This window comes from Mangrovibacter yixingensis (assembly GCF_020523985.1).
In the GTDB taxonomy this organism is placed as follows: Bacteria; Pseudomonadota; Gammaproteobacteria; order Enterobacterales; family Enterobacteriaceae; genus Mangrovibacter; species Mangrovibacter yixingensis.
Window position 1 is genome coordinate 1,083,995 of the sequence record NZ_JAIVKM010000001.1, and the last position, 25,483, is coordinate 1,109,477.

Genomic DNA, 25,483 nt, shown 5'->3' on the forward strand with positions numbered 1-25,483 from the left:
CAATATTTTGGTTTTATGGCTTCGTGATAATAAAACGACAGAGAGTGAGGGTGACTACATGGATAAATTACTTGAGCGTTTTTTGCAGTATGTTGTGCTGGATACTCAGTCAAAGGCGGGAGTCAGGCATGTGCCCAGCACAGAAGGCCAGTGGAAATTGTTGCACCTGTTAAAGGAGCAAATGGAAGAAATGGGCCTGCAAAATGTCACGCTCAGTGAGCATGGAACGGTGATGGGCACACTACCCGCAAATGTGGCTCAACCAGTTCCAGCTATTGGGTTTATATCCCATGTTGATACTGCGCCCGATGCCAGTGGCAAGAATGTGAATCCGCAAATTGTTGAAAACTACCGGGGTGGCGATATTGCCCTGGGTATGGGTGATGAAATTCTCTCTCCAGTGATGTTTCCTGTGCTACACCAGTTGCTGGGCCAGACGCTGATTACTACTGACGGTAAAACCCTGTTGGGTGCCGACGATAAAGCAGGCGTAGCTGAAATCATGACTGCACTGGCCGTGCTAAAAGGCAAAAACATTCCCCATGGTGATATTCGTGTTGCATTCACGCCCGATGAAGAAGTAGGCAAGGGCGCAAAACATTTTGATGTCGAGGCTTTTGATGCCCGCTGGGCTTATACCGTTGATGGTGGTGGCCTGGGTGAGTTAGAAGCAGAGAACTTCAATGCGGCTTCTGTGAACATTAAAATTGTTGGTAATAATGTTCACCCGGGGACGGCCAAGGGCGTGATGGTAAATGCGTTGTCTCTGGCCGCACGGATCCACGCAGAAGTGCCAGCAGAAGAGGCGCCAGAAACAACAGAAGGTTATGAAGGGTTTTACCACCTGCATTCCATGAAGGGCACGGTTGAACGGGCAGAGATGCAATATATTATTCGTGATTTCGATCGTAAACAATTCGAAGCGCGCAAACGCCGGATGATGGATATTGCGAAAAAAGTGGGTAAAGGCCTGCATCCTGACTGCTATATCGAGCTGGCTATTGAAGACAGCTATTACAATATGCATGAACACGTTGCTGCACACCCGCATATTGTTGAACTGGCACGCCAGGCCATGTTGGATTCAGATATAGAACCAGTGCTTAAACCTATTCGTGGTGGCACGGATGGAGCCCAGCTCTCCTTCAAAGGGTTGCCTTGCCCTAATTTGTTTACCGGCGGGTATAATTACCATGGCAAACATGAATTTATCAGCCTTGAAAGTATGGAAAAAGCAGTCAGTGTCATTGTGAGAATAGCTGAACTGACTGCTCAACGTGGGGAGCCATAACCGGGGGTTGGAACTGGACTGCGCGCAGTATCATATGCGCGCAGTTATTGCGTTATTCCGCTTCAAAAAACCAATATCCGCTGTTCACCAGTGCCGTCAGCATTGCCAGAAATGAAGGGTCTTCCAGTGCATCGCCCAGCTTATCTTTCCCAATTGACAGGTTATCTGCCATTGCTAAAAGTGCATGTTGGTGTGGGCTTTGCAGTTTCTCGCCATTGACGAACACGGCATCATTAATGCGCAATACACGCAGCCCTCCGGGGCGGTTCAACTCTTCGCCTTGTTGGAGTGAGTCATACACTTCATCACTTTGATAAGGTGGCTCTGGCGGCACAATCTCCAGTTCATGGCGAGACTGGCTGATAAATTCCCCAAACCAACTCTGGAATTCACTTTCATCATTAATTAGCGCCAGCATCATGGCTCGAATACCATCGAGTTCTGAAGGTAAAATCTCTGCCGGATGAGCACGTGAAGGAACGTCCGGGTCTTCAAAACGTTTGCCACCTAATTCCCGCTGTAAAATATGGTCAGCGAAACCGCTAATCAGCTCGCGCCCGCTTGGTGCCCGGAAACCCACCGAGTAGTTCAGGGCATTTTCCAGGGAATAGCCTTCATGGGGAAAGCCCGGTGGGATATACAGAATATCGCCGGGTTCCAGCTCTTCATCAATAATGGCAGTGAAGGGCGAGACTTGCAGAAGATCGGGGTGTGGGCAGTGTTGCTCAAGGGGCGTTTTATCGCCCACACGCCAACGGCGGCGGCCAGTACCTTGAATAATAAACACGTCATACTGGTCCAGGTGTGGCCCTACACCACCACCGGGTACAGAAAATGAAATCATCAGGTCGTCAATCCGCCAGTCAGGCAATACACGAAATGGGCGCATAAGTGCTGCGCTGGGTTCATGCCAGTGGTCAACGGCCTGCACCAATAATGACCAGTTTGTTTCGCCTAAATGATCGTAGCTTTCGAATGGCCCGTGGCTGACTTGCCATTGCCCGTCCTCGTGGCTGACCAGACGGCTGTCGACTTCATTCTCCATTGCCAGACCCGCTAACTCATCGGGTGAAATCGGGTCGATAAAGTTTTTTAGCGCACGTTTAAGCACTACCGGGCGTTTTTGCCAGTAACGCTGAATAAAATCGGGCCAGTTTATATCTGCGTGGTATTCCATATCAGTTCCTGAGGGCGATGACCTTGGGCGGATTATAACGGATGATGATAAGGATGCACGGTGAACTGTAACGTTTTTTTACTAGAGTGAGGCTGGAGTGATGCCATCCTGACGGCGGAACAAGATCCTCATCGAGAGGCCTCCAAGGTGGCTTGTTGCAAGGTGGATATCGCCATCATATTGTTCAACCACATCCTGTACCACTGCCAGCCCCACGCCCTGGCCGGGCCTGAGTGTATCAATACGCTGGCCCCTCTCGAACACCTCAGCCTGGCGTGATTCTGGAATGCCTGGCCCGTCATCATCCACTACAATTACCAGGCCATCATCACAATGGCTGGCCTGCACTTCAACAAACTCCAGGCAATATTTACAGGCGTTATCAAGCACGTTACCCATCACTTCCATGAAGTCATTTTTTTCGCCAATGAAAGCGACTTCTGGAGAAATATCGAGGCGAATATCCACGCCTTTGATTTGATAGACCTTGTTAAGTGCGGATGCAAGGCTATCAAGTAATGGAGCCACTGGGTGAAGTTCGCGATTAAGCAGCACGCCGCTTCCCTGGATACTGGCGCGGTGAAGGTAATAGCCAATCTGGCCCGAAATGCGGCCGATTTGTTCGAGCATAATGCCTTCTGCCTGGCTCACATCCATTTTTTCTGTGCGCAGGGCCCGGAGTGTGGATTGCAAAACAGCCAGGGGTGTTTTCAGGCTGTGAGTGAGATCGGTCAGTGTTGTGCGGTATTTGTTATAGCGCTCACGTTCTGATGTAACCAGGCGGTTCAGGTTACGCACCAGACTGGTCAGTTCGCGTGTAGTCTCTGGGTTGAGGTGTTCACGGTTACGTGATTCCAGCTCTCGTACTTCTGCTGCAAGGGATTCGATGGGGCGTAAACTCCAGCGAGCGGCCAACCAGAGCAGGGGAATAACCAGCAGCACATTGGCAACCAGCACATACATAAACCAGTTCCAGACTTTATTGGCTCGTTTTAACTCCGCTGGTATTGCATCAACCACTACAATGGTTAACTGGGGTAATGTGGCGGTTGCCGGATAACGGTTAATGGCGACAGAGTGCGTCATTGATGCACTATTTCCATTGTTATTAAGTGTTTGCAGGGCTTCCTGCATTTCGTTGTTGTTACTCAGCAACGCCTTGCTGGCGCGCAACGATGATTCAATTTCATGGAAACCATCTGACCTGAGCCACTCTGGGCGAATATTATCCGTTACCCAGGATACCGGGCGTTGTTGCCAGAGTAGTTTGCCGTGTTTATCGTAAATCATGGCAAGTGTTGGGCTTTGCGCATCCAGCGCTGGGGGAAAATCAACGGTTAGCTGATCACCATGGATGTGAACAAACGTGTAATACATATTGCTTTCGCCACGCAACAGGCGAAATGTGTTTTTATCAACACTAACGGTATAACCAGCAATAGCGACAAAACCGTAGGCCAGCGACAGTATGGTGACAACCGCCGCTGTGGCCAGCAAAAAACGCAGGCGAAGGGAAAGGGGAAATAACCATGCGTAAACTCTTTTCATGGCACCAATTCAAAACGGTACCCCTGGCCCCGTACTGTGACAATGACTTCACCTGTAAACTGTGACTGTATCTTTTTACGTAAACGGCCCATTAATACATCAATTGTATGGCTTTCTCTCAATTCTGCATCCGGGTAAAGCTGAAGCATTAATGCTTCTTTACTGACAACTTTTCCGTTATTTCGAATTAACATTTCCATAATGGTATATTCAAAGGCAGTAAGCTTGATAAGTACGTCATTAATGGATAATTCGCGACGAGACAAATCCAGGTGAAATGGGGCCAACGTAATAACTTGTGATGCCAGACCGCTATTTCTGCGCATTAATACCTGCATTCTGGCAACCACTTCTTCCAGGTGGAAGGGTTTGGTCACATAATCATCTGCCCCGGCACCGAGCACTTCAACTTTCTCCTGCCAGCTCTCGCGGGCAGTGAGCACCAGAATAGGTAGCGTGATATGCGCGCTACGCCAGCGGCTTATCATTGATACGCCGTCTTCATCCGGCAGGCCAAGGTCAACAATGGCGATATCCGGCAAATGCTCCTTAAGGAAGTAATCTGCTTCTTTGGCATCTTCCGCTGAGTCAACCTGATGGCCCAATTCACGCAATTGAACTTTCAGGTGATGGCGTAATAACGCGTTATCTTCCACAACCAGTACGCGCATTGGTAGTCCTCATAACTTCACTTGTTTCGTTTTGCCATTTTCGCACATAAGGTGAATTTATTGAAACAGCTTCATGGAGAAGTGTTTCTGGCAAAATAATGAAGAGATTGTACGTGACTTATTTGGGGTTGTATGGCGAGAAGTGTAAATGTTTTCAGTTAATCAGCAGGTAAAACAGGGGGATAAATAAACAAGAGCTAAACATGAATGATAAATGTGAACGCCACCAGGTAGCAGCGCTCACATTTACTACGATTATTTCAAGTCATCAACCATTTGAATAGCACGGCCAATATAGTTGGCTGGTGTCATGGCTTTCAGGCGAACTTTCTCTTCTTCTGGTAATTCCAGCCCGTCAATAAACTGTTTCATACCTTCAGCATCCACGCGTTTGCCACGAGTCAGAGCCTTAAGTTTTTCATACGGTTTTTCAATACCATAACGGCGCATAACAGTCTGGATAGGTTCAGCCAGCACTTCCCAGTTATGGTCCAGTTCGTCTAACAGGTGGTCGCGGTTGACTTCCAGTTTATTGATGCCTTTGAGTGTGGACTGCCAGGCAATAAGTGCATAGCCTACACCGACACCGAGGTTACGTAATACGGTGGAGTCAGTCAGGTCGCGCTGCCAGCGTGACAGCGGGAGTTTACTGGCCAGATGCTGCATAACCGCATTTGCCAGACCCAGGTTACCTTCTGAGTTTTCAAAATCGATAGGGTTAACCTTGTGAGGCATGGTTGATGAGCCAATTTCACCTGCAATGGTTTTCTGTTTGAAATGATTCAGAGCAATATAACCCCATACATCGCGGTCGAAATCGATAACGATAGTATTGAAGCGGGCGACACAGTCAAACAGTTCGGCAATATAGTCGTGTGGTTCGATTTGCGTGGTGTACGGGTTCCACTGTATGCCCAGAGAAGTCACAAATTCTTCGCTGAATTTATGCCAGTCAATATCCGGGTAAGCCGCCAGGTGCGCATTATAGTTACCTACTGCACCATTGATTTTACCCAGAATTTCGACCTGTTCTAACTGACGATACTGGCGCTCCATACGGTAAGCAACGTTAGCCATTTCTTTACCAATAGTGGATGGCGTCGCGGGTTGACCATGGGTACGGGATAACAGCGGAATATCGCGGTATTGCTGTGACAGGTCTTTAACGGCATCGATAATTTTACGCCACCACGGCTGAATAACTTCAGCGCGTGCGGTTTGTAGCATCAATGCATGAGAGAGGTTGTTGATGTCTTCAGATGTACAGGCAAAGTGAATAAATTCAGAAACAGCATGCAGTGCCGGCACCGAGCTGACTTTCTCTTTCAGAAAGTATTCAACCGCTTTAACATCGTGGTTCGTTGTACGCTCAATCGTTTTGATTCGTGCAGCGTCTTCTTCACTAAAGCCGGTAACGATGGCGTTGAGGAAATCGTTTGCGTCTGCATCAAAAGCAGGAACTTCCTTGATCGCTGTGTGGGCGGCCAGCTTCTGCAGCCAGCGAACTTCGACCTGGACGCGAAATTTCAGCAGACCAAACTCGCTGAAAATAGCGCGCAGGGCGCTGACTTTATCACCGTAGCGTCCATCAACGGGGGAAACGGCGGTCAGAGAGGATAATTCCATCAGTAGTAACTCCTGAGAGGTTAACATTGAGCAAGAATTTGCCGTGCCTGTGTGGACAGGCGATTTCGGGAAAACATGAGTTGCAGGCGGCTGCCGCCTGACTGGCGCCACAGCACAGCAGCACGTATGCCAGCGAGCAGTGTGGCACGCACTTTAGCCTGCACTTGCGCGCTTTGTAGCACTGCGGGCGAGCCCGTAACCTGAATACGCGGCCCCAGTGGACTGATTACATCCACATAAATACCGGCCATTGCGCTTATTAAGGTATCGGACATGAGGTCAAAATGTTCCAGTTGGCGTTGCAGCCCTTGGATACGCTCACCGAGAGTGTTAAGTGCCTGGGTGTTTGCCGAGAGTTTTTTCTCGAGCACCACAAGGCTCAGTGTATAGCGAGTAATATCAGCAACAATACCATGACGCTGGCCTGCGTTAAGCACACCCAGCAGGGCCTCAAGGCCTGGTTTCAGGTTAGTTTCCTGGCCGCCATATACCGCCAGCATTGACGGAGGGTTCAGGTCCAACACACTGTTTAGCGAGACATGCAACGCATCCGTGTCACAATGCCCCTGGTGGGCAAGCTGTTGCACTAACATTGCCGCCTGGCTGACGCCCGCAAGCGCCAAAGTGATGTCATGATATTGCTTAGCCACGCAAACTCCTTTCTTTTGTGCAGCGGGAATAATTTACAGAGGAATACGTTGTTCGATTACCCCACCGCCCAGACAGATTTCTCCGGCGTAAAATACCGCAGACTGGCCTGGCGTGACTGCCGCAACGGGTTCGGCAAAACGAACGTCTATTCTGTCGTCACCTAACGGAGTAACAGTACAAGGGATATCTTCCTGGCGATAACGTGTTTTCACCGTGCATTCCACGGGGGCAACCAGTGGCTCACGGGATACCCAATGTAATTGCTGAGCAATCAGCCCGGTAGACATCAAACGCGGGTGTTCATGGCCCTGGGCAACAATCAAAATATTGTTGGCCACATCTTTATCCACCACATACCACGGGTCTTCGCTACCTTCTTTCGTACCACCGATTCCAAGGCCTTTGCGCTGGCCGAGAGTGTGGTACATCAACCCTTGATGATCACCAATTTCATCGCCATCAACGGTGATTATTTTTCCCGGTTGTGCAGGCAAATATCGGCCAAGAAACTCGCGGAATTTACGCTCGCCTATGAAACAAATACCGGTCGAGTCTTTCTTCTTCGCTGTAACGAGATTTAGCTCTTCGGCGATTTTACGGACTTGTGGTTTTTCCAGCTCTCCAACAGGGAACAGGCTTTGCGCAATTTGTTCATGGCTGAGAGTGTAGAGAAAGTAACTTTGGTCTTTATTGGCATCAAGGCCACGCAGAAGCTGGCTTTTACCGTTGACATCTGCACGGCGCACGTAGTGGCCCGTTGCTATGTAATCGGCACCGAGATCTTCCGCAGCGAACTCAAGGAAGGCTTTGAATTTAATTTCTTTGTTGCAGAGAATATCCGGGTTCGGTGTGCGGCCAGCTTTGTATTCTGCGAGGAATAATTCGAATACATTATCCCAGTATTCAGCGGCGAAATTGACGGTATGCAACTCGATACCAAGTTTATCGCAAACTGACTGCGCATCTGCGAGGTCTGCAGCGGCCGTGCAATACTCCTCGCCATCATCCTCTTCCCAGTTCTTCATGAACAAGCCTTCCACCTTGTAACCTTGTTGCAGTAACAGGTAAGCGGAGACGGAAGAGTCAACACCGCCGGACATACCGACGATTACTTTTTTTTGGCTTTCTGACATGGAGATACTCACGACTATCAACTTCGAAGCGGCGTATTCTAGCACGCACAGAACCGTTAGGCACTCTTTGTGAAGGGCCAGTTAAAAGCGCCAAGCAAAGCCAGTGGATAACGTTCACCCTTGCGATAGCAATGCAGGCTTTCGGCAACCAGTGGTGAACGCAAGTTTGTGGCCTGTAATAAGGTTTGCTCATCCACCCACAAGCAACGATCAATATCACTGTCATGTGGTTCGGTTGGGCATATTTGGGGTAGGTCAATAGTGAACAGGAAACGTAAAAATGCCGTGTTATCAGGAGCTATCCATTGGTGTAACTGCAAAAAATGCTGCGGTTTAGCAATGATGCCGGTTTCTTCATACAGTTCCCGTTCTGCGGCTTCAACCAATGTTTCCCGGGCTTCAAGATGCCCGGCAGGCTGATTCCAGGTTGCTTTACCACGTACTTTTTCTTCCACAACCAGAAACTTGTTTTCAGCCTGAACAACACAGGCAACTGTGACATGGGGTTTCAGCATTGTTTTTTTCCTTATATTACACGGGTAATTCCCGCCATTCCCCACAGGGAATATTCTCCAGTGTATAAGGCCCAATAGAGTAGCGAATCAGGCGTAGTGTCGGGAAGCCGACATGCGCCGTCATCCGGCGTACTTGCCGGTTACGCCCTTCATAGAGCGTGATTTTAATCCAACTGGTAGGAATGGATTTTCGCTCACGAATAGGCGGTATACGAGGCCAAATCCACTCTGGCTCAGTAACTCGTTCTGCACCGGCAGGTAAAGTGGGACCGTCTTTTAGTGTAACGCCACTGCGCAGGGCTTCCAGTGCTGTTTCATCGGGTTCGCCTTCAACTTGCACAAAATAAACCTTACCTGTTCGTTTGCCTGGCTGAGTTAGGGCTGCCTGTAATTTTCCATCGTTTGTTAACAGCAGAAGACCCTCACTATCGCGGTCCAGCCGCCCGGCTGCATAGATGCCTGGTAGTGATATATAGTCTTTCAACGTCGGGCGGCCCGAGTCATCAGTAAATTGAGGCAGTACATCATAAGGTTTATTGAAGAGAACTAGCCGTTTAGGACCACAAGGTTTGCTATTTCTGGTGCCTTGTTTTGAGCTGAATCGTTTATCCTGGTGATTTCTAAAAGAAGTTTTATTCATGGTATTTTCAGGTAAGGTTGATTCACGCATTATAACGTAAACATAAGTGCCTGGCATGGCGTAAAACATTCAGGTAGTATTGATGCGCCATTACAAATTATTAACAAAAGAGTAACCAGAAGCGCTCGAAGGAGAGGTGAATGGAAAGCAAAGTAGTTGTTCCGGCGGAAGGTAAAAAGATCACCCTGCAAAATGGCAAGATTGACGTGCCAAATAACCCGATTATTCCATTTATTGAAGGTGACGGTATCGGGGTGGACGTTACGCCAGCAATGCTGAAAGTGGTCGATGCCGCTGTCGCAAAAGCCTATAACGGTGAGCGTAAAATTTCCTGGATGGAAATTTATACCGGCGAGAAATCTACCAAAGTTTACGGCCAGGATGTCTGGCTGCCACCTGAAACACTTGATCTGATTCGTGAATATCGCGTTGCCATCAAAGGCCCTCTGACTACCCCAGTCGGTGGCGGTATCCGTTCCCTGAACGTTGCTTTGCGCCAGGAGCTGGACCTGTATGTGTGCCTGCGTCCGGTGCGTTATTATCAGGGCACTCCCAGCCCGGTAAAACACCCAGAACTGACTAACATGGTTATCTTCCGTGAAAATTCCGAAGACATCTATGCTGGTATTGAGTGGAAAGCCGACAGCGCAGACGCTGAAAAAGTTATCAAATTCCTGCGTGAAGAAATGGGCGTGAAGAAAATTCGCTTCCCGGAACACTGCGGTATTGGCATCAAGCCTTGTTCTGAAGATGGTACTAAACGCCTGGTGCGTGCTGCTATTGAATACGCAATCACTAACGATCGCGATTCCCTTACGCTGGTGCACAAAGGCAATATCATGAAGTTCACTGAAGGTGCCTTTAAAGACTGGGGTTACCAACTGGCTCGCGAAGAGTTTGGTGGTGAACTGATTGACGGCGGGCCGTGGGTGAAAATTAAAAACCCTAACACCGGCAAAGACATTATTGTTAAAGATGTGATTGCTGATGCTTTCTTGCAGCAGATCCTGTTGCGCCCGGCAGAATATGATGTTATCGCCTGTATGAACCTGAATGGCGACTACATTTCTGACGCGTTGGCGGCTCAGGTTGGTGGTATCGGTATTGCTCCAGGTGCCAATATTGGTGATGAATGCGCACTGTTTGAAGCAACACATGGCACAGCGCCAAAATATGCAGGCCAGGATAAGGTAAACCCGGGTTCTGTGATTCTGTCTGCTGAGATGATGCTGCGCCACATGCAGTGGTTCGAAGCAGCTGACTTAATCGTTAAAGGTATGGAAGGTGCAATCGCTGCCAAAACCGTAACCTACGATTTCGAACGCCTGATGGATGGCGCTAAACTGCTGAAATGTAGCGAGTTTGGCGACGCGATTATCGCGAACATGTAATCTGCGTGGCTGGTTAGTGAAGAACGGGAGCCGGTGGGTTCCCGTTTTTTTATGGCTTCGAAAATTCTTCTGCAATGAGCCGTTATCTTCGACTCAGAAAGATCAGGTTCTTGCTGCAATTGTTAAGTCATCAGGAAAATCGAATCCAAAAATCAACGTGAAGTTAACTCGTTGGGGGATTGCGGGTAAGGGGTTCTCTTCTTAACGCTTGCAGTAGCTATTTATCAGATTTATTCCTCTGATGACAAACTGGCGGAATCAGGGCATCAGGCTGCAATTGCGGGGGCTGGTGTTATGGGGGGATGGCTCGGTGGTGCGGCTGCAGGTTTAGTTTGTGGCCCGGGAGCGCCAGTGTGCGTTGTGATAGGTGCCTTTGTTGGTGGTGCGCTGGCAGCATGGGAAATGGACAGCATCTGGAACTGATAATGAAGCAAGTTGATAATTTTTCTCTTCAGGTTGTCAGGGAGTCTCAGGACACCCAGATGGGGGAATATAATGTTCTTTTTGATGGCAATATCACGGGAATTAACGTTCCATATTGTGTGGTAGAAGCAGCGGTTAAAGTTGATGAAGATCTGTTTTTGCTGTTTCTCACCGATGATGTTCCCTTTGAAGAAATGCTGCACATTGCATTGATTCATATGAAACAAGGGATACTTGAAATGATTGACCTTGGTGGTGCATATACCACAGGGTCCTTTAAACACCTTGAAATAGAGAACGACAGGGTTGATTTCCATTTCATTGGTGATACCACATGGACAGTACGTATTGCAGACAAACCATTTTTTCGCATGCCATTTACCGGTGACCCACGGGGTATCTCACGCCCGATGGCAATGAAACACTACATCCTGATTTCTGCTAATCCACCACCCGCAAGAGCAGATGGAATCCGCTGATACATTTATGATGAAACAGGTTGATAATTTATCTCTTCGCATGGTCAGGGCTCCTGTACCTGAAAAAAATAAAGATGGAGAGTATGAGGTTCTTATTGATGAGCAACCAACGGGAATAACCGTTCCTTACTGCGATATAGAGGCTGCGGTTAAGGTTGATGCGGATAGATATTTATTGTTTCTGACTAACGATACGTTGTTTGAGGAAATGCTCCGTATTGCATTAATCCGTCCTGGAGAGGGTGTTATCGATATGCTGGTGGTTGGCGCCCCATATTCAACAGGAATTTTTGAAGAGCTTGATGTCCAGAAGACTGCTGTTAACTTTCGTTTTATTGGTGATATAACCTGGACAGTAAGCATCCCGGACAAACCGTTTTTCCGTATTCCGTTTATTGGTGACCCTCCTTGCGTATGGCATTCATTTACGCCGAAGCGTTACATCCGGATTTCTGCTAATCCGCCAAAATGGCAATGACCATTGCTGAGTCACCCCTTTTAATATGACCCGCTGCGGCGGGTTTTTTTATGCCCGGAGAAACCATGAGCTGGACAGATAATCTCCAGGATGCCTCGCTACGGGGTGTTCCGTTTAAAGTGGACGAGGATGAAGCCACCTTTGGGCGACGGACACAGACACATGAATATCCTGGCCGGGATAAGCCCTGGGTGGAGGATTTAGGCCGGGCTACGCGCCGTTTCAGTGTCCAGGCTTATCTGGTTGGTGACGATTACTTTGAGCAGCGTAACCGCCTGATTGAAGCCATCGAGAAACCGGGCTCCTGCACACTGGTCCACCCGTATTATGGTGAAATGACGGTGACTGTCTCTGATGAAGGACGTGTCAGCCATACCCGGGAAGAAGGGCGCATGTGCCGCGTCAGTTTCAGCTTTATCGAAACGGGGGAGTTGTCATTTCCTTCAGCAGGTATTGCGACCGGAACCAAACTGGCCGACTCCTGCTCCTTACTGGATGACTGTATTTCTTCGGCATTCTCATCCTTTGGTCTGGACGGGTTGTCTGATTTTCTTCAGAGCGGCGTTCTGGACGATGCTTCTGCCATGATGGACACCGTCACCAATGCGTTTAAGTACGTGGATTCCGGTATCAGTGCGGCATCCCGTTTGTTGCAGGGTGACCTGTCGGTGTTGCTGATGCCGCCTTCCAGTGGCATGAACTTTGTCAACCAACTGCAGACTCTGTGGCGGGCCGGTACCCGTCTCAGTGGAAACACGTCGGATCTTATCTCCATGGTCAAAGGCCTGTCAGGTGTCACGCTGGACAGTGGCGTGGTTGGATGAGAGGGCTGGTGAGTAATACAAGCAGCATTGATGTGCAAAATTTGAGTGCAGTTTAATTGAAAAATTGAATGCATTTTATTGTGAGCCTATCAGAAATGGTGGGCAGCAATATATAGATAATACAGAATTATCTTATAGGCAATTTTGATTGCCTTGTTTTTATTTTTGGTTAGAAGGGACAGTTATGAGCGTTTTATTTTGATAACATATCATTACATATAATCAGTTTTTTTCGCCACTATGATATTAGTGGTTAACTCGCTTTCTGATATATTTAGTCTCCTATTTATAAGGAGATTTAAGTGTGAAGTACCATCAACCCATGGTCTTTAAGTTAATTGCATCTGTTGGCCAGTGTGGAACAAATGATCCGAAGGATGTTGAGAAAATACAAACAGCACTTATTGATGCTGGTTATAATGTAGCCACTGGACGTAATCTTGCAGCTAACGGGCGTTGTTCAGTTGATACAATAGAAGCAATACGTTGGTACCAAGTGTTACTCAGCATGTCGCCCTCAGGGCTGATTCAACCAGTTGATACTTGGTTTTTAAAGGCAATTAGTGGGGCAGGCAATACACTTAGGAACCCCCATAAAGCGGGGACTTTAACAGTCAGGGAAGGACAATTTACGTTTGATAACGAAGGTGTTGACTACATTACGGCGATTGATCCATTCCGGCAACCTCTAAGGATGCCATATTTTTCTCGTGTATTACATTGGCCTGGTGGGGTTTCCGGTGTAACTCTTGGCCGAGGGTATGACATGGGTTCTCGTAGTGTCGGGAGTATCTTATCCACTTTGAGGCAGGCTGGATTAGAAGAATACAAGAGTGTTCTCTGCTCAAAAGCTGCAGGGTTTAAAGGGCGCCAGGCATTTCACTTTGTTCAGGCCTACGGACAGTTTGTGGGTGAGATAACACATCAACAACAAGTAAATTTATTTGAAATAATTTATCCAGAATATGTGAAAAGATCTCAACATTACTATAACAAATATCTTTCTTATTCTTCTCATAAAACCTCATGGGATAGTCTCGACATAAAAATCCGAGAGGTGTTTGTTGATATAGTTTATCAGGGTGTTGATGATATAAAATTGTTGGTGAAGGCAGCCAGTTCAAATAACAAGGAAAATATGGTCAATTTGATATTGAATAGCCACCTTTACATCAAGTATGAAAAAAACAGGAATAGAGTGAGGTTTTTAAGATGAGAGTTTTTGTTCTGTTGTTGGCTTTCTATTCATGTTTTGCCTGCTCTGCAGGACGTGACCGTATTGATGATGCTACTGATGCTAAAACAAAAGCATGTTTTAATGAAAAACAATCAGAAACTACTACAACGTGTCTGGATAAACAGAGGCAGGTCTCCGAAACAGTATTATCCAATGAAATAAAAAGCCTCAAGAAAAGAGTGAATGAAAATTACGATGATCCATACCATCTTGATGATGCGGATGGGGATACAATAAATGACGTGTTTGTAAGCAAATTTAATGCATCACAGGCAGCCTGGGAAAAAGCAAGGGATGCATTGTGTGATGCGAATGCCAGCCTGATGGGCGAATGGGCTGCAACTCGTGGGGATTCAATGATGGTATGCGAAATTAATATGAATTTGCAAAGGGTCGCCGTGCTGAAAATGATTGCGCCAGGGGATTAATAGCCCGGAACGAACAGTGGGAGCATGTGTTCACGCACGTATAACCGATAATAAAGCGGGGTATAGCGGTTCTGATACCGGGCCTGAAAGGGCCCAGTCAGTTATTCGGGAAAGTTTTCGCTTAATGAAACTTGTAATGATTCTGGCGACTCCAGCTTACTGACAGTAATCTCAGCCTGCGGATCACCTGCCTGCCAACAGTCAGCTTCAATATTGCAGCTCTGTTGTTTTTTATAGCCGTTACTGGATAAGTAATCGTCAATCTTACTGGTATCGTGAGTACCATAAAACGTCACTGAATAGATATGGGCTGCAGGGCCGGATATGTTCGCAAAGTGAAAATCATACTGTTCAGCGATACGCGGCATTTTTTTCAGTAGCTCTGGCGTATAAAAATTATATTCGCGCTTGTCATTCTCAGTGTATTGAGCGCTCTCCGCCAGTTCCATTTTGATGACAGGGGTGAAGTAAGCAACTAATCCACCAACCAGCACAATAAAAATGACCAAAAACTTTATGCGTTTACTCATAGTGGTAACGTGCCCCCTTTGGCTTTATCTGCAAAAGTTCCGTCTTTCGTGGAAATACTGACGTTACCAGACTTAAAGTTGTTATAGGGTCTAATTGTTTGCATAACATTGAGTAGAACACCACGATAAGGGCGTGCATTGGGCGATTTATCTGGGTCTGGGAATAAGTTAAGTGTGAAGCTTCCGTTTTTAAAGGAACCCATGGGGCCGTAGTGATCCCAGCGTTTGAGAGCTTCCTCTTTACTTACGGGTTTAAGTTGACTGAATGGGTTCTGGATAGACACCACCCGGTAAAACCCCAATAAGTCAGAAACAAGGTCTTCTCCACTGTAACCGCTATCTGTTATCAGATTATTGGGGAATGTCCCCTGGAACGCTTCAAATTTTCTGGCAACAGTCATCATCATTGCGAGCGCTATGCTCTGACGTTCAGCATAAGAACGGCCATGTTTGATATTCCATTTTATAAATTTGCTAACTTTAACGGTATGCGAGGGATCTACCATGGACTGGGAATAGATAACATTGTAGTGGCTCTGGCCAGAGGATTCACCTTCGTTGATTTTACCCAGCAAATTTACGATGTCCTTTCCCTGAGCGTGGCCCAGCTCAATCCAGCCGTGTACCTCTGTATAAATGAGGCCATAAGAAACTCGGGCCGCATTATTCCCGTCAAAATTATTTCTGACCGCATATTCATCCCTAAACGCCATTTCAAAATAGGTGTGTGGTATTGAGGGACTGCTGATTCAGGCAGTAAAATGAGATGATTTATAAGTTTTTCACAATTTTCAATGGGGAGCGTTGCGAGGTATGTCGGAATGTTCCTAATTAAAGTTCCATCACCTGTATCCATCGCATTGCATTCCAGATGGGGCTGGTAATATAAACAGTATCAGCGCCTGAACAACTCTGGCCTGATTTCCGGTGTCATGAAGAACACTGTGACGCAGTTACAACTGGTTAAACACACCTCTGGTTGGTGAAACCAACCTATGAGCAGAAAATACAACTTTTTTAGCTTATAGAGTGAAGCTTAATGAAGCTCCAAACCTTTATAAGCGTGTTTCTGTGGATATTCAGGGAGCCCCGACATGGGATAAACTGGCTCAGAAAATCCGAGATATTACAGTAGATATTTTCTATCAGGGCGTTCACAATGCCAGAGATCTCTTTAAAGCGGCTATTCAAGGTAAAACAGCCTTAATTTCCCATATAAGAAATTCATCAACCTATATGTCCTTTGAATGTCACAGGCACAGAATAAGGTATCTTCAGTGAAAAGATTTATCATCGTTCTGACCTCCTTGCTTGCTCCGTTGGTTGCGCATGCGGAGCTTTCGACAGGTACAGAGCGCGATACTTGCTTTAAGAAAAATACAGATATTTCATCTGATTATAACTGTTTGTCAGCTAAAAGAGAGGCCAGCAGTAAAAAACTGGACGAACTTATAGCCGAGACCGTTAAACGGATAAAAGCCAATAACATCGGTCCTTTTAATGGTAAAGAAGGCAGTTCTGAGACAGCTGGTGATGTATACAGCCACCGTTTTCTTGATGCACAGAAAAAGTGGAAAGAGTACAGAGATGAACTCTGCCTTTCGGTGGCGACAGAGCTGGATGAGGATTCAGACGATTACCAATCTTACATTGATCAATGTGTAATTAACCTGAATAAAAATCACACAAATGAAATAATTCAGATGAACTTACCACCGGTCAATTAACTCAATATTTTTTACAATTAGGGAATCGTGTAAAGTTAAACATTATTCCCTTTCCCTGAGTATTCTCCCGGGTCAGGTGGAATTTTATCCACCTACGCAGAAACAGCATCTGGATTTTATGCATATTCCTCGCTGGCAACCACATCATCAACCGTTGCCGGGTCTTTCATAGCGATTGGGATTTAACATGAGCGGAAACTATTTTAGTGCAGATAAATGCCAGTTCTTTATTGGCACATTGAAAGACTCATATATTGCAGCGGGAACATGGCCTGATGATGCTGTTGAAGTTGACTCAGAAATAGAGGCGAAATATTCAGCTTTGCCGCCTGATGATAAAATTCTGGGAGCTGATTCATCAGGATTACCAGTGTGGTCTGATAAACCTGCTCCAACTCAGGATGAACTGATTTCTGAAACTAAAGACCAGCAAGAAGTAATGATAACTGAGGCCAAAGACACTATATCAATTTGGCAGTCAGAATTGTTACTGGGCACAATCAGTGATGATGACAAAGCATCACTTACAGCATGGATAAGTTATATCAACGAACTCCAGTCGCTGGACTTCAGCTCAATAACAGATGAAGCCAGCTATAATGCCTTTGTCTGGCTGACTAAACCGACAACTCAGGCCATGTAATATCGGGTGCAGTGTTGGTATCAATAGCGGTTACCGCATCAATGTAATCCAGCACTGTATTGAGCCTGGTTGTTTCATCATTGCCAGACCGAAAGATCGTATTCAGTGGACGTCATTTTGATGAGTGAACAAAACATTGAAGAACAGGTATTAGATTTTTTCCGCGATGAGCTTTCACATCCCCTGGATGATGATTTCAAACCGGTCACACTGGAAATGGATACGGTGCTCCAGAATTACGCAGAGCCTGATGAATTTCCTTATGCGATTGATAAATATGATGAAGTATTCGGTGTGGATGTTTCAGCCATCAATATGGCGCATTACTACCCATGGGAAAACCTGTCGCGTCTGACGCGATGGTTTAAGGCAAAACGAGACGAAGTTGAGAAGACCAGAAAGCCGCTGACAGTAAAAATGTTTGCGGAGTCAGCAAAGGCGGGGCGCTGGTTGTACGACTAGGTTTGGTTTTATCAATCGTGGCGTGAAGCCATAGTGTTTTGCCAACTGGAGGAAGCCGTTGTTGAAGATAACCTCGCCACTGTTGTCATGCCTGAGCACGGCTGCTTTCTGGTTATCAACCAGTACCGTTTTGACGCTGCCGCCACAGTAGGTAAAGGCTTTGACCAGTGATTCATAGGTATGCTCAGCATCCTGGCTATCAGTTGCCCATGCATAGAAGTGCCGGGAGTAACCGAGGGTGTTAACGGCGAAGCTCACTTTACAGCGCTGGTTGTTGACAACAGTCTCGATTTCACCCCAGTCGTGCTGGAGTTGCTGACCTGGCTGCGTCTCGAAGCGTACGGTCTGTTTGGACGCACGCAGGGCGCGTTTGGGATGCACATACTGACGCGACGAGGAACGGCAGCCGTCATAACCCTGTTGTTTTATCTCCTGATAAATGACCTCAGTGTTCCAGACATGCTCGCGCAATCGCAGATCAACATAGTTCATGAACGGACGAAGTTTTTTCATGGGTTCACGCCGTCGGGCGTTAACGGTTTTTTCAGTGAGATGTCGTCGAACCGTGCGCTCAGAACATCCGATGTGGTGGTCAATGTCGATAATGTGCGCGCCGTGAATACGCATCTGCTTTATCATGAGAAGGTCCTCTCTGCTTAACATGCGGCTTCTCCGTCTGGTGTAGGAACCTTAAGAGAAGCCTGTGTTGGGTGGAGTGGACAAAATTCATGCTGTTTTCCGGTCTTATATCAGTGTTGCCGACATACGATCCGTTTTACTGTTTGATGCGGGTTTTGTCATGAGTAATCACCTCTGGTTGAGAGTTTACTCACTTAGTCGTGTGTCCACTAATGCTAGGTAGGATCATAGTCAGATCTGGCAGTGAAGATGGAAATTATATCGATAAGGCTAAAGGGGGAACACTGCCTTATGCGTAAAAAAAATAGAATATTATGCATCGTTATTCTTGTCTGCATATGTGTGGTTGCGTATACCATTCCTTACATCAAGATGGAATTCGTAGGTAGCGCACATTATACAGAACAGGATCGACGTGAGTATAAATTTTATACTCCTGATATATTAAAAAGGATGCCAAGGATATCTGATCATTATGATTTTGATTTTTCTAATATCACAGGTCCTGCAAATCAAGTGAATGCTATTAAATTCTATGGAACAGATGATACAAGCATAATTAATTCATATCTTGCATCGTTAGGTTATAAAAAAAAAGGGGGGGATGCGACATTGAAGCTACCTGCTGGAAAGGATCTGACCCACAAGAAACTATTTACGTCAGCGCCCTTAAATCAGAAAAAACTATCATTATTCAAGTAGTCATTGATTTATCATAATAGTATATTAGCCCTTATTCCGTAGAAATGCGTGATAGGGGGATTTTCAACCAATCATACTAATATTATTTTTGGTTAATGCTTATTTAAGGGTGTTTAATTATAGCCTTCTACTTTTACAACTCACAAAACTATCTCTATTGAGACTCTCACACCAAAATCAACATTACATCCATTAAAATTAATGAGTTTACCAATACCCTTAAGTTAAATTTTAAGAGTAAATAAAAAACCACCAAAAATAAGTCTGGTTGCTTTCTAAGTGGGGGTAATGATGGTATCAATACAGCGGTGGGATGAATCTTAGTTTTGCTAAGTGTAAATAGTATAACAAATATATTTTCCAAATTGTGCTATGCTTATTTTTTCTTGTGAATAACCAGCGTATAAATGGAGAAAAATCATGGGGATTATTTCATGGATTGTGTTCGGACTCATAGCGGGTATCCTGGCTAAGTGGATTATGCCTGGTAGAGATGGCGGTGGTTTTATCGTCACTGTTATTCTGGGGGTTATCGGTGCCGTTGTCGGTGGCTGGATAAGCACGTTCTTTGGTTATGGCAAGGTTGATGGTTTTAACCTCGGGAGTTTTGCAGTTGCAGTAATCGGGGCACTGGTAGTGCTTTTTATATACCGAAAAATAAAAGCATAATAATGCCTTTGTATTCAGAATCTCTCAGGGGCCGCATCTGCGGCCTCTGCCACTATTCCCCATGCACAGAAAAATGATTGGCAACATGTTGATTTCTATTGCTGATTTTAGCTCTCTGAGAGCCAGGCACATTGACATGTGTCAGCGGTGACTTCGCCAACTTCATCATTGCCCTGGTATGCTGCCAATGCTGTGTGCCAGTTGCCTGGATCTCCGACAAAATTTCAGGTTGGGGTGATATGTATTTTTTGTGCAGAACATCAACTTTGATACTGTGATCAATGCGGTCTGACAGGTGGTCGGCATCTTCCGGGCTGTTATCCCAATTAAATATAAGTGCCAGCCAAAAGAAAAGCATTGCTGTTGCCAGCGTACACACTATCCGAAATATCCACATTATTCGTTATAACGTTAATCCGATTTATCTGTACGACAGCAATGCGAAATGCAAAGTTCATTTTCTTATGCATCTGGTAATAAGCACATAATGTACAAACGAGTGATTAATGAGCAATTTAGTTTATTCTGAATGTTAATTGAACATTTTTACCTGAAATTGCTCATAAATTAGTCTTTTTTGGGTCGAGAGTAAAACAGAACTGCGGGCATAAACTCGAGTATATAATCCCTTGTAATTAGAAGGGGGTTTTTATTACATATTGGTGTTGCGACGTATTCATCAGAAGAGTACATTCTTGCCTCGAATTAGTTTCCCTTATGGGCTGTTAGCTCAGTTGGTAGAGCAGTGGACTCTTAATCCATCGGTCGCGGGTTCGAATCCCTCACAGCCCACCATTGATTTTCAATGGTTTATAAACACTCCTTCGTTTCCAAAAAATCGCATTGTGACTTTTTTGTGTCCGACTCACTAAAAATCGCATCAATTTTTTTTGCGTGTTCAGATAAGTGGTTCGGGGCCAGGTGTGCATAACGGCGCGCCATATAGATACTCTCCCATTTCCTGCAAAACTGAAAGCGGTACGCCTGACTGTATTAACCAACTTGCCCAGGTGTGTCTCAGGTCATGAAAACGAAAGTCTTCGATGCCAGCCCGTTTCAGTGCATTTCTCCAAGCTGTATTATCATCAACCCGCATTTTCTTACTGCCGGCAGTAACGTTTTATCACGTCGTCTTGTTGACCCTCGGATTTACTGTCGCTCTTGAGATTTCGATACTGAAATCAGCATGTATTAAATAAAAGATAATTCCCCCCTCAAAAGAATTGATTAAAAAAAAATTAAATAACATTACATGATTGAACATGCACATCTTTTTGTATGTGTACTAGATTTATGTAACAAGAAGTTATTTTCAGTAAGGGGGGGCTTCATTGATGTGGAGCAGACTCTTCAAGTGATTCGGTGAGTAGCGAGGGGTTAAGCCATGCAGCTTAAAAGTTCACGGCGTAATTTCATTAAAGGGATTACCGCTGCCAGCATTGTGAGCGGTCTTGGCCTGAAAACGTTCGATGCTTTTTCTGCTGTGAGTCTGGTTTCGTCTCCTGCACTTAGGGGTAAAGACTTTGACCTGTTTATTGGCGAGACACGGCTTAATATCACGGGTAAAACCCGCTATGCCAAAACCATTAATGCTGGTCTGCCTGGGCCGTTATTACGCTGGAAAGAAGGCGATACCGTAACGTTAAGGGTTAAAAATCGCCTCAAGGAAGCAACCTCCATTCACTGGCATGGGATTATTCTTCCTGCAAATATGGATGGTGTGCCTGGGCTCAGTTTTCACGGTATCGAACCTGGTGGCACATATATCTACTCCTTTAAGGTCAGGCAAAACGGCACATACTGGTATCACAGCCATTCTGGTCTGCAGGAACAGGAAGGGGTTTATGGACCAATTATTATTGATGCCGCTGAACCTGAACCCTTTACCTGGGACCGGGAACACATTGTGATGCTGACAGACTGGTCAGATGAAAAAGCATCGGACATTCTCGCGAAGCTTAAAAAACAGTCGGACTATTACAATTTTGCCAAACCCACAGTGACAGATTTTTTCCGTGATGCCAGAGATAAAGGTCTTCGCAGCACGTTGGCAGACAGAAAAATGTGGGCAGAAATGAAAATGAACCCCTCAGATTTAGCTGATGTCAGTGGTGTCACTTACACCTATCTCATGAACGGTCAGGGCCCAGGTAAAAACTGGACAGGCCTGTTCCGTAAAGGCGAGAAGCTACGCCTGCGTTTTATTAATGGCTCTGCCATGACCTATTTTGATGTGCGTATTCCTGGCCTGAAAATGACAGTTGTTGCGGCTGACGGGCAGCACATCACCCCTGTCGAAATTGACGAATTTCGTATAGCCGTGGCTGAAACCTACGATGTGTTAGTGGAACCGAAAGAAGATGCTTACACCATTTTTGCTCAGTCTATGGACCGAAGTGGTTACGCCCGTGGCACTCTGGCCGTTCGTGAAGGCCTTTCTGCACCGGTTCCCCTACCAGACCCTCGCCCCTTACTGACTATGGATGATATGGGCATGGGAAATATGGATCATGGCACCATGGACCACAGTCAGATGCAAGGAATGGACAGCGGTGATATGATGAGTATGGATGGTTCTGCTGTTCCTGGCACTTCAACAGGCCATATGGAAGGTATGGACCATAGCAACATGCAAGAACACCCCGCATCGGAAACAAATAACCCTCTGGTAGACATGCAGGCGATGATGCCAGCCCCAAAACTAAGCGATCCAGGCATTGGTCTGCGCCAAAACGGTAGAAAAGTACTCACTTATGCCAGTCTAAAAAGTACATTTGAAGATCCAGATGGCAGAGAACCATCACGCACAATCGAATTACATTTGACAGGCCATATGGAAAAATTTGCCTGGTCATTTAACGGTATCAAATTTTCTGATTCGGAGCCGATAACTCTTCATTATGGCGAGCGCATACGCATCGTGCTGGTTAATGACACCATGATGACTCATCCCATTCACCTTCATGGTATGTGGAGTGACCTGGAAGATGAATCCGGAAACTTTTTGGTACGTAAGCATACTATTGATATGCCGCCGGGAACGCGTCGTAGCTACCGTGTGACGGCAGATGCACTCGGCCGCTGGGCTTATCACTGCCACCTGCTTTTTCATATGGAAACAGGCATGTTTCGTGAAATTCGCGTCATTGAGTGAGGGAGTGCTGATGTCATTTTCAACGTGGCGAGATATGGCAAAAAAGATGGCTTTCACCGCTGCCAGGTTGATGGTTTTTCCCTGCACTATTTTAGCAATGTTTATGCCTGCTTTTGCCGCTACTACAGCGTTGACGCATGACATGCAACACGGGGACGTGGCAGACATGAACCACTCTGTAATGGAGGGAATGTCATCGGATCCGGAGATGTCCGGTATGGAGATAATGCAGCCTGCAGCTCTTTCAGAAAGCCGTACGCCTATTCCTCCAGTTACCGATGCAGATCGTAAAGCAGCTTTCCCGGACGTGCAGGGTCACAAGGTTCACGACAGCCAGGTCAATGGCTTCCTGCTGTTTGACCAGTTGGAATGGCACAAAAATAATGACTCAGATGGTTTTAAATGGAATGTGAGTGGCTGGCTAGGTGGGGATATCGACAGGCTTTGGCTGCGCAGTGAAGGGGAAACGCTTCAGGGCAAAACGGAGTCTGCCGAAGTTCAGGCTTTGTGGGGGCATTCATTAACGCCCTGGTGGGATATGGTGGCAGGTGTCCGCCAGGATTTTAAACCCGGGAAGCCTCAAACATGGTTTGCGGCCGGTTTTCAGGGCATGGCACTGTACAACCTGGAGACAGAACTAACAGCTTTTGCTGGAGAGCAGGGGCGTACGGCACTCAGGCTGGAAGCGGAATACGATGTGCTACTTACTAATCGTTTGATTTTACAACCTTCCTTTGAAGCCAATATTTATGGAAAGGATGATGAAGAGCGAAACACTGGCAAAGGATTGTCCAGTACCGAGCTGGCACTGCGTCTGCGCTATGAAGTGCAAAGAGAGTTTGCGCCTTATGTAGGGGTTTCATGGAACCAGCTCTATGGCAATACGGCCAACATGGCTGCACGTGAAGGTGACAAAGATAATGAAGTTCGTTTTCTTCTCGGCGCTCGCATGTGGTTCTGACACAATTAATTTGAACAGGACGGGTATCATTATGAGACATTCAACTGCTAAGTATTTTCTCGCTGTTGCAATTTCCATGGCAACCTTTGTTGCTCAGGCTCATCCGGAACTGGCATCAGCCAAACCAGCAGACAAAGATAATGTCCAGGCACCATCAAGAATTGAGCTCCATTTTACTGAAAATTTGCTGACAAAGTACTCTGGTGCCCGCCTGGTGATGACGGCAATGCCTGGCATGTCTTCACACTCGCCTATGCCTGTCGCTGTTAAAGTTTCGGCAGGTAGCGACCCGAAAACGATGGTTATCACGCCGGTAAAACCACTGCCGACAGGTACTTATAAGGTCGAGTGGCGAGCGGTATCTTCAGATACGCATCCTCGTACCGGCAACTACAGCTTCAGTGTCAAATAATGTTATGAGCATTCAATTGCTTAATATCATTAGATTTTTTCTTTACTTTGATCTCATGCTTCTTTTTGGCCTGTTATTATTTGAAATCTATGGTGTGCAAGGGATCATCAAAAAGTCGGCTGCCTTATTCAGTGCCCGGTCTTTCATTTTTGCGTTGATTGTTGTTGGTGCTGGGCTGTCTCTGGCACATATGATGTTTGTGGCACACGCCATGAGTGGGGAAAGCGATCCCCGTGAATTACTCATTCATATTAAGGACATGGCTGGAGAAACTGCGGTCGGTATGAGTTGTGCTATCCGGCTTGCAGCACTGGTCATCGCTTTTATTGGGCTCGCTATCAGCAGCAAGTATCAGGCGTTTTCACGTTATCTACTGATATTTTCCGGGGGTACCGCGCTGGCAACTCTGGCATGGGGGGGACATGCCGTAATGAATGATGGGACCCACTTTTATATTCATTTAACAAGCGACATTGTGCATCTGTTTGCAGCTGGGGCTTGGGTTGGCGCGCTGGCGGCTTTTTCTTTTCTGTTATGCACGCAAAATTCGGTATCCGATGCCTGGGAACTGACAGGTGCATTAACGGCGTTTTCACGTGTTGGCACCTGCATTGTGCTAAGTATTGTGGTTACTGGTGCGGTTAACTTCTTATTTATTTCCGAAAAACCGCTGAACACTTTGTTAGGTAGTGAGTATGGCAGCTTACTGCTGATAAAAATTATGCTGTTTTTCCTGATGATGATTCTGGCCTCAGCTAATCGTTTCAGGTTTGTTCCAGGTGTTGAAAATGCGCTGCATCATGGCAGTTATCAAACGGCTATTAAATTGATACGTAGAAGTATTTTTATGGAGTTTATTCTTTCGATATTAATAATTGCAATTGTTGCCTGGCTTGGCACACTGTCAGCCAATACAGGAATGTAGCCCTTCGTGATGAAATAGTCTTTCACACCCGGAGTTGATCGCCACGAATTCAACAAACAACTCGAAGAGCATGACTAATATGTTTTAAGTGGAACTCATTTACCCTGAAGTCCATAAGGTCCATTTGGGGTTGTAAGTTCCCGAGCC

26 protein-coding genes, 1 tRNA gene and 4 pseudogenes are annotated in these 25,483 nt (G+C 46.2%); 18 read left to right on the forward strand and 13 right to left on the reverse strand.

The window, feature by feature from the left end:
- Nucleotides 1–58 precede the first annotated feature (58 nt).
- The gene (gene pepT, locus LC084_RS05055) at nucleotides 59–1,291 is read left to right on the forward strand and encodes a peptidase T (RefSeq protein WP_226569902.1); all 1,233 of its coding nucleotides are present in this window, start codon (nucleotides 59–61) and stop codon (nucleotides 1,289–1,291) included.
- A gap of 52 nt (nucleotides 1,292–1,343) precedes the next feature.
- On the opposite strand, the gene LC084_RS05060 is transcribed toward pepT, so the two are convergent.
- From LC084_RS05060 to rluE, 8 genes are all read right to left on the reverse strand, one after another.
- Nucleotides 1,344–2,468 (reverse strand): ribosomal protein uL16 3-hydroxylase, encoded by a 1,125-nt coding sequence (locus LC084_RS05060; RefSeq protein WP_226569904.1) that lies wholly within the window; start codon nucleotides 2,466–2,468, stop codon nucleotides 1,344–1,346.
- A gap of 81 nt (nucleotides 2,469–2,549) precedes the next feature.
- The gene (gene phoQ / locus LC084_RS05065) at nucleotides 2,550–4,016 is read right to left on the reverse strand and encodes a two-component system sensor histidine kinase PhoQ (protein ID WP_226569906.1); all 1,467 of its coding nucleotides are present in this window, start codon (nucleotides 4,014–4,016) and stop codon (nucleotides 2,550–2,552) included.
- Nucleotides 4,013–4,687, reverse strand: a complete 675-nt coding sequence (gene phoP / locus LC084_RS05070) for a two-component system response regulator PhoP (RefSeq protein ID WP_226569908.1) — start codon at nucleotides 4,685–4,687, stop codon at nucleotides 4,013–4,015. The genes phoQ and phoP overlap by 4 nt, the downstream gene beginning before the upstream one ends.
- A 255-nt stretch (nucleotides 4,688–4,942) precedes the next feature.
- Nucleotides 4,943–6,313: an adenylosuccinate lyase gene (gene purB, locus LC084_RS05075; RefSeq protein WP_226569910.1), complete on the reverse strand. Its 1,371-nt coding sequence runs from the start codon at nucleotides 6,311–6,313 to the stop codon at nucleotides 4,943–4,945.
- Nucleotides 6,314–6,333: 20 nt separating this feature from the next.
- On the reverse strand, nucleotides 6,334–6,963 hold the full coding sequence (hflD, locus tag LC084_RS05080; protein WP_226569912.1) for a high frequency lysogenization protein HflD: 630 nt from the start codon (nucleotides 6,961–6,963) through the stop codon (nucleotides 6,334–6,336).
- Nucleotides 6,964–6,996: 33 nt separating this feature from the next.
- On the reverse strand, nucleotides 6,997–8,097 hold the full coding sequence (gene mnmA / locus LC084_RS05085) for a tRNA 2-thiouridine(34) synthase MnmA (protein ID WP_226569914.1): 1,101 nt from the start codon (nucleotides 8,095–8,097) through the stop codon (nucleotides 6,997–6,999).
- Nucleotides 8,098–8,153: 56 nt separating this feature from the next.
- Nucleotides 8,154–8,612 (reverse strand): NUDIX domain-containing protein, encoded by a 459-nt coding sequence (locus tag LC084_RS05090; RefSeq protein WP_226569916.1) that lies wholly within the window; start codon nucleotides 8,610–8,612, stop codon nucleotides 8,154–8,156.
- 16 nt (nucleotides 8,613–8,628) lie between these two features.
- Complete coding sequence (gene rluE, locus LC084_RS05095) at nucleotides 8,629–9,282, reverse strand: 23S rRNA pseudouridine(2457) synthase RluE (protein WP_226569918.1); 654 nt, start codon at nucleotides 9,280–9,282, stop codon at nucleotides 8,629–8,631.
- A gap of 110 nt (nucleotides 9,283–9,392) precedes the next feature.
- Here rluE and icd point away from each other — a divergent pair, with 110 nt between their 5' ends.
- The 7 genes and pseudogenes from icd to LC084_RS05125 all read left to right on the forward strand — a co-directional run bounded on the left by icd (nucleotide 9,393) and on the right by LC084_RS05125 (nucleotide 14,512).
- Nucleotides 9,393–10,643: an NADP-dependent isocitrate dehydrogenase gene (gene icd, locus LC084_RS05100; RefSeq protein ID WP_226569919.1), complete on the forward strand. Its 1,251-nt coding sequence runs from the start codon at nucleotides 9,393–9,395 to the stop codon at nucleotides 10,641–10,643.
- 294 nt (nucleotides 10,644–10,937) lie between these two features.
- Nucleotides 10,938–11,066: a hypothetical protein gene (locus tag LC084_RS23195; RefSeq protein ID WP_264193403.1), complete on the forward strand. Its 129-nt coding sequence runs from the start codon at nucleotides 10,938–10,940 to the stop codon at nucleotides 11,064–11,066.
- Nucleotides 11,067–11,068: 2 nt separating this feature from the next.
- Entirely contained in the window at nucleotides 11,069–11,545 is a 477-nt protein-coding gene (locus LC084_RS05105; protein ID WP_226569921.1) for a hypothetical protein, read from the forward strand.
- A gap of 7 nt (nucleotides 11,546–11,552) precedes the next feature.
- Entirely contained in the window at nucleotides 11,553–12,023 is a 471-nt protein-coding gene (locus LC084_RS05110; RefSeq protein WP_226569923.1) for a hypothetical protein, read from the forward strand.
- Between the two features lie 65 nt (nucleotides 12,024–12,088).
- Nucleotides 12,089–12,838, forward strand: a pseudogene (locus LC084_RS05115) (DNA circularization protein); the annotation flags it as partial.
- A gap of 313 nt (nucleotides 12,839–13,151) precedes the next feature.
- Nucleotides 13,152–14,063 carry a lysozyme family protein gene (locus tag LC084_RS05120; RefSeq protein WP_226569925.1) on the forward strand — a complete coding sequence of 304 codons (912 nt, stop codon included), beginning with the start codon at nucleotides 13,152–13,154 and terminating at the stop codon, nucleotides 14,061–14,063.
- A complete protein-coding gene (locus LC084_RS05125; RefSeq protein ID WP_226569927.1) occupies nucleotides 14,060–14,512 on the forward strand; it encodes a lysozyme inhibitor LprI family protein in 453 nt (150 codons plus the stop codon). The genes LC084_RS05120 and LC084_RS05125 overlap by 4 nt, the downstream gene beginning before the upstream one ends.
- A gap of 101 nt (nucleotides 14,513–14,613) precedes the next feature.
- On the opposite strand, the gene LC084_RS05130 is transcribed toward LC084_RS05125, so the two are convergent.
- Nucleotides 14,614–15,042, reverse strand: a complete 429-nt coding sequence (locus LC084_RS05130; RefSeq protein WP_226569929.1) for a hypothetical protein — start codon at nucleotides 15,040–15,042, stop codon at nucleotides 14,614–14,616.
- Nucleotides 15,039–15,755 carry a hypothetical protein gene (locus LC084_RS05135; RefSeq protein WP_226569931.1) on the reverse strand — a complete coding sequence of 239 codons (717 nt, stop codon included), beginning with the start codon at nucleotides 15,753–15,755 and terminating at the stop codon, nucleotides 15,039–15,041. The genes LC084_RS05130 and LC084_RS05135 overlap by 4 nt, the downstream gene beginning before the upstream one ends.
- A 564-nt stretch (nucleotides 15,756–16,319) precedes the next feature.
- Between LC084_RS05135 and LC084_RS05140 the strand changes: the two genes are divergently transcribed.
- Together LC084_RS05140 and LC084_RS05145 are read left to right on the forward strand one after the other, a co-directional pair.
- Nucleotides 16,320–16,769: a lysozyme inhibitor LprI family protein gene (locus tag LC084_RS05140; protein WP_226569932.1), complete on the forward strand. Its 450-nt coding sequence runs from the start codon at nucleotides 16,320–16,322 to the stop codon at nucleotides 16,767–16,769.
- Between the two features lie 187 nt (nucleotides 16,770–16,956).
- Nucleotides 16,957–17,412 carry a tail fiber assembly protein gene (locus LC084_RS05145; RefSeq protein ID WP_226569935.1) on the forward strand — a complete coding sequence of 152 codons (456 nt, stop codon included), beginning with the start codon at nucleotides 16,957–16,959 and terminating at the stop codon, nucleotides 17,410–17,412.
- Here the strand turns inward: LC084_RS05145 and LC084_RS05150 are convergent.
- Nucleotides 17,387–17,488: pseudogene (locus LC084_RS05150) on the reverse strand (tail fiber assembly protein); the annotation flags it as partial. The gene LC084_RS05145 and the pseudogene LC084_RS05150 overlap by 26 nt on opposite strands.
- Nucleotides 17,489–17,532: 44 nt before the next feature.
- Here LC084_RS05150 and LC084_RS05155 point away from each other — a divergent pair.
- Nucleotides 17,533–17,874 carry a DUF1493 family protein gene (locus LC084_RS05155; protein ID WP_226569937.1) on the forward strand — a complete coding sequence of 114 codons (342 nt, stop codon included), beginning with the start codon at nucleotides 17,533–17,535 and terminating at the stop codon, nucleotides 17,872–17,874.
- A gap of 3 nt (nucleotides 17,875–17,877) precedes the next feature.
- Here LC084_RS05155 and istA read toward each other — a convergent pair.
- Nucleotides 17,878–18,537: pseudogene (gene istA / locus LC084_RS05160) on the reverse strand (IS21 family transposase); the annotation flags it as partial.
- 267 nt (nucleotides 18,538–18,804) lie between these two features.
- Here istA and LC084_RS05165 point away from each other — a divergent pair.
- The 3 genes from LC084_RS05165 to LC084_RS05175 all read left to right on the forward strand — a co-directional run bounded on the left by LC084_RS05165 (nucleotide 18,805) and on the right by LC084_RS05175 (nucleotide 20,679).
- Complete coding sequence (locus LC084_RS05165) at nucleotides 18,805–19,215, forward strand: hypothetical protein (protein WP_319004395.1); 411 nt, start codon at nucleotides 18,805–18,807, stop codon at nucleotides 19,213–19,215.
- A gap of 420 nt (nucleotides 19,216–19,635) precedes the next feature.
- A complete protein-coding gene (locus tag LC084_RS05170; RefSeq protein WP_036108364.1) occupies nucleotides 19,636–19,884 on the forward strand; it encodes a GlsB/YeaQ/YmgE family stress response membrane protein in 249 nt (82 codons plus the stop codon).
- Nucleotides 19,885–20,603: 719 nt separating this feature from the next.
- A tRNA-Lys gene (locus tag LC084_RS05175) sits at nucleotides 20,604–20,679 on the forward strand.
- A 15-nt stretch (nucleotides 20,680–20,694) separates the two neighbouring features.
- Here the strand turns inward: LC084_RS05175 and LC084_RS05180 are convergent.
- Nucleotides 20,695–21,015, reverse strand: a pseudogene (locus LC084_RS05180) (tyrosine-type recombinase/integrase); the annotation flags it as partial.
- A 253-nt stretch (nucleotides 21,016–21,268) separates the two neighbouring features.
- Here LC084_RS05180 and LC084_RS05185 point away from each other — a divergent pair.
- From LC084_RS05185 to copD, 4 genes are all read left to right on the forward strand, one after another.
- Nucleotides 21,269–23,038, forward strand: a complete 1,770-nt coding sequence (locus tag LC084_RS05185; protein WP_226569938.1) for a copper resistance system multicopper oxidase — start codon at nucleotides 21,269–21,271, stop codon at nucleotides 23,036–23,038.
- Between the two features lie 142 nt (nucleotides 23,039–23,180).
- The gene (locus tag LC084_RS05190; protein ID WP_404808353.1) at nucleotides 23,181–23,999 is read left to right on the forward strand and encodes a copper resistance protein B; all 819 of its coding nucleotides are present in this window, start codon (nucleotides 23,181–23,183) and stop codon (nucleotides 23,997–23,999) included.
- A gap of 31 nt (nucleotides 24,000–24,030) precedes the next feature.
- A complete protein-coding gene (gene copC, locus LC084_RS05195; protein ID WP_226569940.1) occupies nucleotides 24,031–24,411 on the forward strand; it encodes a copper homeostasis periplasmic binding protein CopC in 381 nt (126 codons plus the stop codon).
- Between the two features lie 4 nt (nucleotides 24,412–24,415).
- Nucleotides 24,416–25,336, forward strand: coding sequence for a copper homeostasis membrane protein CopD (copD, locus tag LC084_RS05200; RefSeq protein ID WP_226569942.1), 921 nt, complete (start codon nucleotides 24,416–24,418; stop codon nucleotides 25,334–25,336).
- The last annotated feature ends 147 nt before the right edge of the window (nucleotides 25,337–25,483 follow it).